Source organism: Blautia sp. AF14-40 (assembly GCF_003479665.1).
GTDB classification, from domain to species: domain Bacteria; phylum Bacillota; class Clostridia; order Lachnospirales; family Lachnospiraceae; genus Fusicatenibacter; species Fusicatenibacter saccharivorans.
In genome coordinates, this window is the sequence record NZ_QUHK01000022.1 from 48,478 (window position 1) to 55,560 (window position 7,083).

General features: G+C 46.4%; 7 protein-coding genes. All 7 read right to left on the reverse strand.

The window, feature by feature from the left end; all coding sequences use genetic code 11:
- Positions 1–277: 277 nt before the first annotated feature.
- Entirely contained in the window at positions 278–1,207 is a 930-nt protein-coding gene (locus tag DWW13_RS14090) for a DUF4097 family beta strand repeat-containing protein (protein ID WP_022461552.1), read from the reverse strand.
- Positions 1,204–1,821, reverse strand: a complete 618-nt coding sequence (locus DWW13_RS14095) for a DUF1700 domain-containing protein (protein ID WP_118659492.1) — start codon at positions 1,819–1,821, stop codon at positions 1,204–1,206. Before DWW13_RS14095 ends, DWW13_RS14090 begins: the two co-directional genes overlap by 4 nt.
- Positions 1,818–2,135, reverse strand: a complete 318-nt coding sequence (locus DWW13_RS14100) for a PadR family transcriptional regulator (protein WP_117509934.1) — start codon at positions 2,133–2,135, stop codon at positions 1,818–1,820. Before DWW13_RS14100 ends, DWW13_RS14095 begins: the two co-directional genes overlap by 4 nt.
- Before the next feature lie 138 nt (positions 2,136–2,273).
- A complete protein-coding gene (locus tag DWW13_RS14105) occupies positions 2,274–2,792 on the reverse strand; it encodes a flavin reductase family protein (RefSeq protein ID WP_118720390.1) in 519 nt (172 codons plus the stop codon).
- A gap of 118 nt (positions 2,793–2,910) precedes the next feature.
- Positions 2,911–4,035 carry a non-canonical purine NTP pyrophosphatase gene (locus tag DWW13_RS19905; protein WP_082424539.1) on the reverse strand — a complete coding sequence of 375 codons (1,125 nt, stop codon included), beginning with the start codon at positions 4,033–4,035 and terminating at the stop codon, positions 2,911–2,913.
- Between the two features lie 12 nt (positions 4,036–4,047).
- On the reverse strand, positions 4,048–4,983 hold the full coding sequence (locus DWW13_RS14115) for a carbohydrate kinase family protein (protein ID WP_118720392.1): 936 nt from the start codon (positions 4,981–4,983) through the stop codon (positions 4,048–4,050).
- Between the two features lie 161 nt (positions 4,984–5,144).
- Complete coding sequence (locus DWW13_RS14120) at positions 5,145–6,929, reverse strand: recombinase family protein (protein ID WP_226906416.1); 1,785 nt, start codon at positions 6,927–6,929, stop codon at positions 5,145–5,147.
- Positions 6,930–7,083: the final 154 nt, after the last annotated feature.

Below are 7,083 nucleotides of genomic sequence, written 5' to 3' on the forward strand. Positions count from 1 at the left end.
CCGGCTTTTCCCCCGCTGCCGGTCTGTGGAGCCCGTTCCACAATGCTTGATTACTTTTATTTTAAAGCACCGCAATCTACAAATCAAGTTAAAAGCTGAAAATTTAAGTACAAAAAACAAGCGACTGTTTGGATCATTTCCCTTTTTCTGGTGAAACCATCCAAACAGCCTCCTGTGTTTTTGTCACTTTTGTCTTATTTTCCAAAAACGCTCATTCATGCGGGCATGCTTTGCGATTTTTCTGGAATTTCATATGTCCCTGAACATTCAGAAACGCTTAATCGTTTTCCAACGAGATATCACCATCCTTTGTCATCAGTGTGATTCTGCCTGCTGGCTGATCCGGTACATAAGAAAAGCTCTGCTCGTCCTCCTCTTTCTGCATCAGATTCTCCATGGTATCCGGTACATCGATCTCCCCAAAATCTGTCTTTGCCGTAATTTCCAGCCGTTCCAGATCTTTTTTACCCAGTTCAAGTTCAATATCGCCGTAGGAGTTTTCCACCGACACGTCTCCGGAAAGCTTCGTATTTTGGATTTTCGCATCGCCATCCTCCAGCGTGATCGACCCATTCTCCCACGTTCCACTCTTCAGTTCCACATCACCGTAATCTGCTTTGCATTTGATATTCTGCATGTCACATCCGAAAAGTGTGATATCTCCATCCGCATTTTGCAGTCTTCCGCTTTCCGCCTGGATGCCATTCATCTGCACATCACCGAATCCCATCGTTACCTCTATTTTTTTCAGTACCTTCTTTTCCGGTACATACAGAATCACTCCTGTTTCCGACTGTTTACCGCCACTTAAGATTTCTTCCGTAAAGTCAATATTAATGTAAATCGTATCGGACACTGCGCTTGTCTCTTCGATGCTCAGAACACCGTCCCGCACGCGATATTCCACTGCAGTCTCTCCTTTTTTCGACGGAATCCGCCAGGCGAGATAACAGGAATCGTCACCGGACGGAAGGATGTTCAGGTCGCCGATCGTAAGGTCTGCCTGCAGTTCATCAAAATCATCAAGTTTTATCTTTTCCTGTGTGGAAATGCCGTCTTCTTTCTTCGCAGAACCGCTCATCGCATTCAGATCATACGTTTCCGCGTATGCTTTTCCGCCGCTTGCCCATCCGCTGAACATCAGCACTGCACCGGCAATACAGCAGGCACATCCTGTCAGTAATGCTGTTTTTGTCCATTTTTTCATGATCTGCTTCCTCCTTTTTTCGTTACCTTACGTGTACACCACACGAACAGCCGTCCCATCCATTTTGCAAAGTATACGCCGAACACCGCGCACAGAATACTGATTCCCAGCATGAAAACGCCCATTCCGGTAATAAAGCAGAATCCGCCGAAGGAAACCGAGACTGCCAGAATGCCGCGCAGCAGCATCTTAATTCCGGCGGCCACGCCGACAACTGCAATCAGAAAGACGCTCATATCAAGCAGTGCCGCACAGAGGGCCGCGCAGAGCAGAACGATGAGAATGCTGATCAGAATCGGGGCTCCGATCGGGGCTGCAAACAGGGCGAGAATCGCGATCCAGACGATGTTGGCGCCTGTCGTTTTTTTCTTCTCTTTCCGTTTTTCTTCCTTTTCCATTGCCTCGCGTTCATCTACTTTTTTGTCCAGAAGATTCCGCATCAGCTCGGCGGCTGCCTGTTTCGGTGTTCCGAGTTCTTTGATCACGGCCTGCTCATTTTCCGGACCGGCATCTGCAAAATACTCGGTGAAGTATTCCATCGCATCTTCATAGTCGCTCTGCGGAAGCTTCCTCAGATACTTTTCCAATTGTTTCAGATATTCCCCACTCGTCATTCTTTTTTCCTCCACACGATAATGTCGTCAATGGTGTCACGGTAGGACTTCCATTCGCCCTGCAGGTACGCCATCTGTGTTTTTCCTGCTTCTGTGATCGAATAATACTTCCGTTTTCTGCCCTGGTACTCTGCGGAATACGTCGTCACGTAGCCCGCCTTTTCCAGTTTTTTCAGGATCGGGTACAGTGTCGACTCTTTGATGTCGGCAACCAGTTTGATCGTCTGGCTGATTTCATATCCATAAGAATCTTCCCGATTCACAATCGACAGGATCATAAATTCGATCAGCAGTGCTGATACCGGAAAATACATGAAAAACCACCTCCGTTAGTTTCTGATATGTAAAATATTTATATATATAATTTATACATATCATAAGACGATGGAGGTGGTTTGTCAAGGGGAATATATAAAATTTTTACATATTCGCTGTCATGTCATCATCTGTGTTTATTTCAGGGCTTTTCCGGAACCGAATGCGTCGCCGACTTTGTCGCCCATGGCGAGATAGGTGTTGTTGACCGGGTCGAAGGCGATTGGTTTCAGTTTTTTCGGGTCGATCTTTCCGTCGGTCAGAACGCTCTCGTCTGCGCAGACGTTCACGATCTCGCCGACCAGAATGCCGTTGTCAAAGCTTTTCACTTTGCACTCCAGTGCCATCGGAAGCTCGTCGATCAGCGGCGCGTTGACGAATTCGCTCTTCGTTGCATGGAAACCGGCGCGTGCAAATTTATCTGGAACTTTTCTGCCGGACTCGATGCCGACGTAATCGCAGCCAACAACAGTATCCTCGGTTGCCATGCTGACGGTGAAGGCACCGGTTGCGGCAAGGTTGTCTGTTGTCTTGTGGTCGCCCATGCTGATGGAGATCTCATTGAAATCTGTGACTACACCCCATGCAGCATTCATGGCATCCGGGTTGCCATCTTTGTCGTATGTTGCAATAATCAGAACCGGAAGTGGATACATGTTTGGTTTTGCTCCAAAATTTATTCTGCTCGTGGTTGTTCCTCCTGTTTTGCTTGATTTTCTTTATTATAACGCTTACAGCAAACTTTAACACAAGAGATTTTCTCTGCAAATTTTCTTAATCGTTTAATTTTCTCGTCATATCATGCCATTCCTCGCCGCCCCAGGTGGATGCGGAGATTCCCTCGTCGCGGAAATTCATCTTTTTGTACATCTCCACCTTATCCTGCAGGCAGGTCAGAATGAGCTGTTTTCTTCCGTTTTTCTGTTCCCGGCGGCTGTACTCTTCCATCAGCGCGCGGGCGATTCCCTGGCCGCGGTATTCCGGCAGGACACTGAGACCCAGCAGCATGACGTTTTCTCCCTTCGGGTCGTACAGACTGATTTCATCGAAAAAGGCATCACGGAATTTTGTCTCGTTTGTTGCAAGTCCGTTCAGCGTTCCGGCGATTTTTCCGGTTTCTTTGTCTACTGCCGCCAGAAACAGCTCCGGCGCGTACTGCACCCGCTCGCGCATGCTCTTTTCGGAGCACGCCTCATTCGGCGGAAAGCACGCCAGCTCAATGGCAACGCCCTGTTCCATTTCATCCTGGCGGATGGTTCGAAGTTCATATCGTTCCATTTTATGGTATTCCTCCATTGCCCGCTCAAAAAACTGCAGAAAACCGTCTTCCACGGCAAGCTGATCGAGCGCGGCTTCTTGCTCATTCAGATCGTAATAATATTTTCCGGTCCGCAGATCGATCGACAGACGGTCGAGCGGAAAGCCTTTTTTGCTCATCGGATGGGGTGTGCTGACCATGCGGAAAGGAGCGCTCTCCATTGACGGGTCCATCGCGTCATAGCGGTGGTCCGCATCAAGAATCAGCGAAACTGCGTTTTTGTAGCGTCCCGTCAGGCCGCCGTACTTTTCTGCAAGGGCGGCGTAATGCGCGGTCATTTCTTCATCGGACAGATACTTTCCGTTCACGGTCCGCACATGGACGCCGGGCTGGTCGTCCTCTGCCACGTTGTCAAAATACAGACCGGAATCACAGGAGAACACCGGCATATGAAGCGCGTTGAAATACGCCTCCGCCTTTTTCCTGGCATTTTCCAGCGGCGTTTTTCCATCCTCGATAATCTCTGGCTGCTTAACACCGCCAAGATCTTTCAGCCCGATCAGCTCAATCCCAAGACCGGCAAGGCGGTGACGCATCGCGTCGAGTTTTGCCGGGTTGCCGGTTCCGTACAGTAACTTCATTTCTGCCCCCTTCTATGCCTCGATGCCGAACTCTTCCGGGCGGAAGCGCGGGCAGACATTTTCCGACGATGTGATGACGGATGCAGCAAGACGCGTACCGATTTCAACTGCCTTGCCAATCGTTTTTCCATAGGTCAGACCGGCGGAAACACCTGCGCAGAACGCATCACCGGCTCCTGTTGTATCTTTTACCTGTACTTTCTGCGCCGGGCAGAAGCCGCTCTCTCCGTCTGCTTCCGCATAAACCGCTCCGTCGCCGCCCATTGTTACGACCATGGCCGGAACATTTGCCGCTTTCAGACGCTCGGCGAGAATCTTTTCCATCTCGGCCGGTGTTTTTTCGCTGTAATCATCGGAGAAGAGAACGCCTGCCTCGAGCTGGTTGCAGATCAGGCAGTCAAATTTCTGCAGAAGATCTCTTCTGCTGACTGCGATGTTCATGTTGCTGACAACGCCGTACAGTTTTTTATCGTATTTTTCACAGAGCTGTACCAGCTTTTTGATGATCTCTTTGTCCATATCGATCTCTGCCACAATGGAATCGCAGTTTTCGATAATTTCATCTCCGTTTTCTTCCAGAATATCGAGAATCGGCATCAGGTTCGGGCGCTGGGAAATGGAGCCCGCCAGGTCACCGTTGTGATCGAAGACAGCAAGCCATGTTCCCATACCGTTCGGGATTTCTTTCATGTATTCGATATTGACTTTGTGGCGCTGCAGTTTGCGCACAACATCCTCGCCGAGTGCGGTATTATCCGCGATTCCAAGGAAGGTCGGGCGCAGTTCCAGGTTTGCGATATCCTCCACCACGTTTCGGCTCACACCGCCGTGGATGTATTCGACATGGCCGGCGTTTCTGCCGTCCGGGACGTAGATGTCCTCTGGAAAACCTTTGATATCCACAAAAACTGCTCCTAATACTACGATTCCATTTTTATTTACTGCCATGTTTCTTTTTTCCTCTCCTGTTTTTTCATTCCTTCTTTTTTCAGACAAGCCTCTTCGTCTGTTTCACGAAATTTCTGTCTTATCAGCATCCAAATAATGCAAGGCACTTTTACATTGCTGCTCTCTGCTACTGTCTCGACAGTTGAGACAGTGAAGAACGCTCAACTCCTACACAATCCATCCGCTCTGACCTCTGATTGGCCATACACTCGCAGGGAGTTGAGTTGCCGGATTTCACCGTCTCGACCTGGAAGCTGGTCCTTATTTCTTTGTTTTGACATCAAGACTACCGTCTCAACGGTACTTTCGTTGTTCCAACAAAGTTCCTGTATTTCCCTGTCTCCAAAATACACCGGGAAGCGGAACTTTATGTGCTTCAGGAATCTGCCATCCGGCTGCTCCTGCTCATAAATGTCCACCTGTTCTACAAAGCTGTTAAGAAATTCTTTCTTCTCCAGGTCGGTGAACTTATCATATAGTTTATCAAAATATAAAAGAAATTGATAGACGTTTTCTTCTGATATTTTCTGTTGCTGAATATTCAGCAGGCGATTCTTGACTTCTTCTATACTGTTCTCCACGCCTTCAATCTCATCATACAAACGGTATAACCTTGTCTCCATATCCTGATATTTCTTCTCATAAAATTTATCCATGATATCCAGACTATCCATCTGCTGTCCGAGTCTTGCTTTTGCTCCTGTCAGCTGCTTATGCTGCTTTTCTAATCCTTCAATCTCTTTTTCTATTTCTTCTGTATCTATTCTTGAACCGATTTTATTCAGAATTGCTTCTTCGAATTTAGGATTCTTCACCAGCTTCCGAATAACTTCTTCCACTGCATTATTAATCTTCTCCTCGCTCCATTGTTTACGATATCCACATTTATGACCGTCTACCAGGCGACGATGTTTGCAGGCATAATAGAAATAATCCTTATATAAGGTTCCGTCTTTCTTTTTCTTTCGGTTCACATTCCCATACATACCGCTTCCACATAACGGGCATCTCAATATTCCGGATAAAATATGCTCATGCTCGAGACTATGTGTCTTTTCATATTTCACACCTGTTTTTTCCCGTTTTTGATGTGCCAGCTCCCAGTCTGTTTCCGAAATGATTCCTTCATGGATACCATCGTGTAACATATAATTTTCCTGCTTTACAATACGGTATTCATTTCTTGTACCAGATACTTTCTCATTCTTCCTTCGTCCATAAGCCAGCTTTCCACAGTATACCGGATTATCCAGAACGCCTTTTATAAATGAAGCGGCAAATGCGTCCAGTGTATTATTCTGTCGTTTTTTCTTTTTATATCCATGCTGGTTCAGCCATGCAGCAATCGCAGAAATTCCCATATTTGTATGAATAAATTTATCATAGATCAGACGAATAATCTCTGCTTCGTCCTCTGCGATCTGCAATTCTCCATTTACCAATTCATAGCCATATGGAGCAAACCCGCCGTTCCATTTTCCTTCCCTTGCTTTCTGCTTACGTCCTTCCATTGTCTGAACAAGGATATTCTCCCGTTCAATCTCTGCCACCGCAGACAGAACAGAAATCATCAGCTTTCCACTATCTTTTGAGCTGTCAATCCCATCTTCAACACAGATCAGATTCACTCCAAAATCCTGCATCCTCTGCAAAGAGTTTAATACATCTGCCGCATTACGACCGAATCTGGAAAGCTTGAACACCAGTACAAACTGTACCTCATCTGTTCCATTCTCAATATTATCTAACATTCTCTGAAATTCCGGTCTGCCCTCTACGCTCTTTCCAGACTTACCTTCATCGGAATACTCATTTACGATTTCCATATTCTGAAATTCTGCATATCTCTTGAGTTTTCCTTTCTGAGCATCCAGACTGTAGCCATCCACCTGCATGGTTGTGGATACTCTGGTATATATATCGCATTTAATCTTTTTATTCTTCATAATCTTCCTCGCAGTATAACTCCGTTTTATTGTCCCAACTTTATTTTAGTACTTGTTCCAACTATTTTCAATACTTATTTTCTTATTGACTCATTTCTTTGTCAATCCTATAATTAATACTATAAATGAGCAAATATCGAATTTTGCACAAACT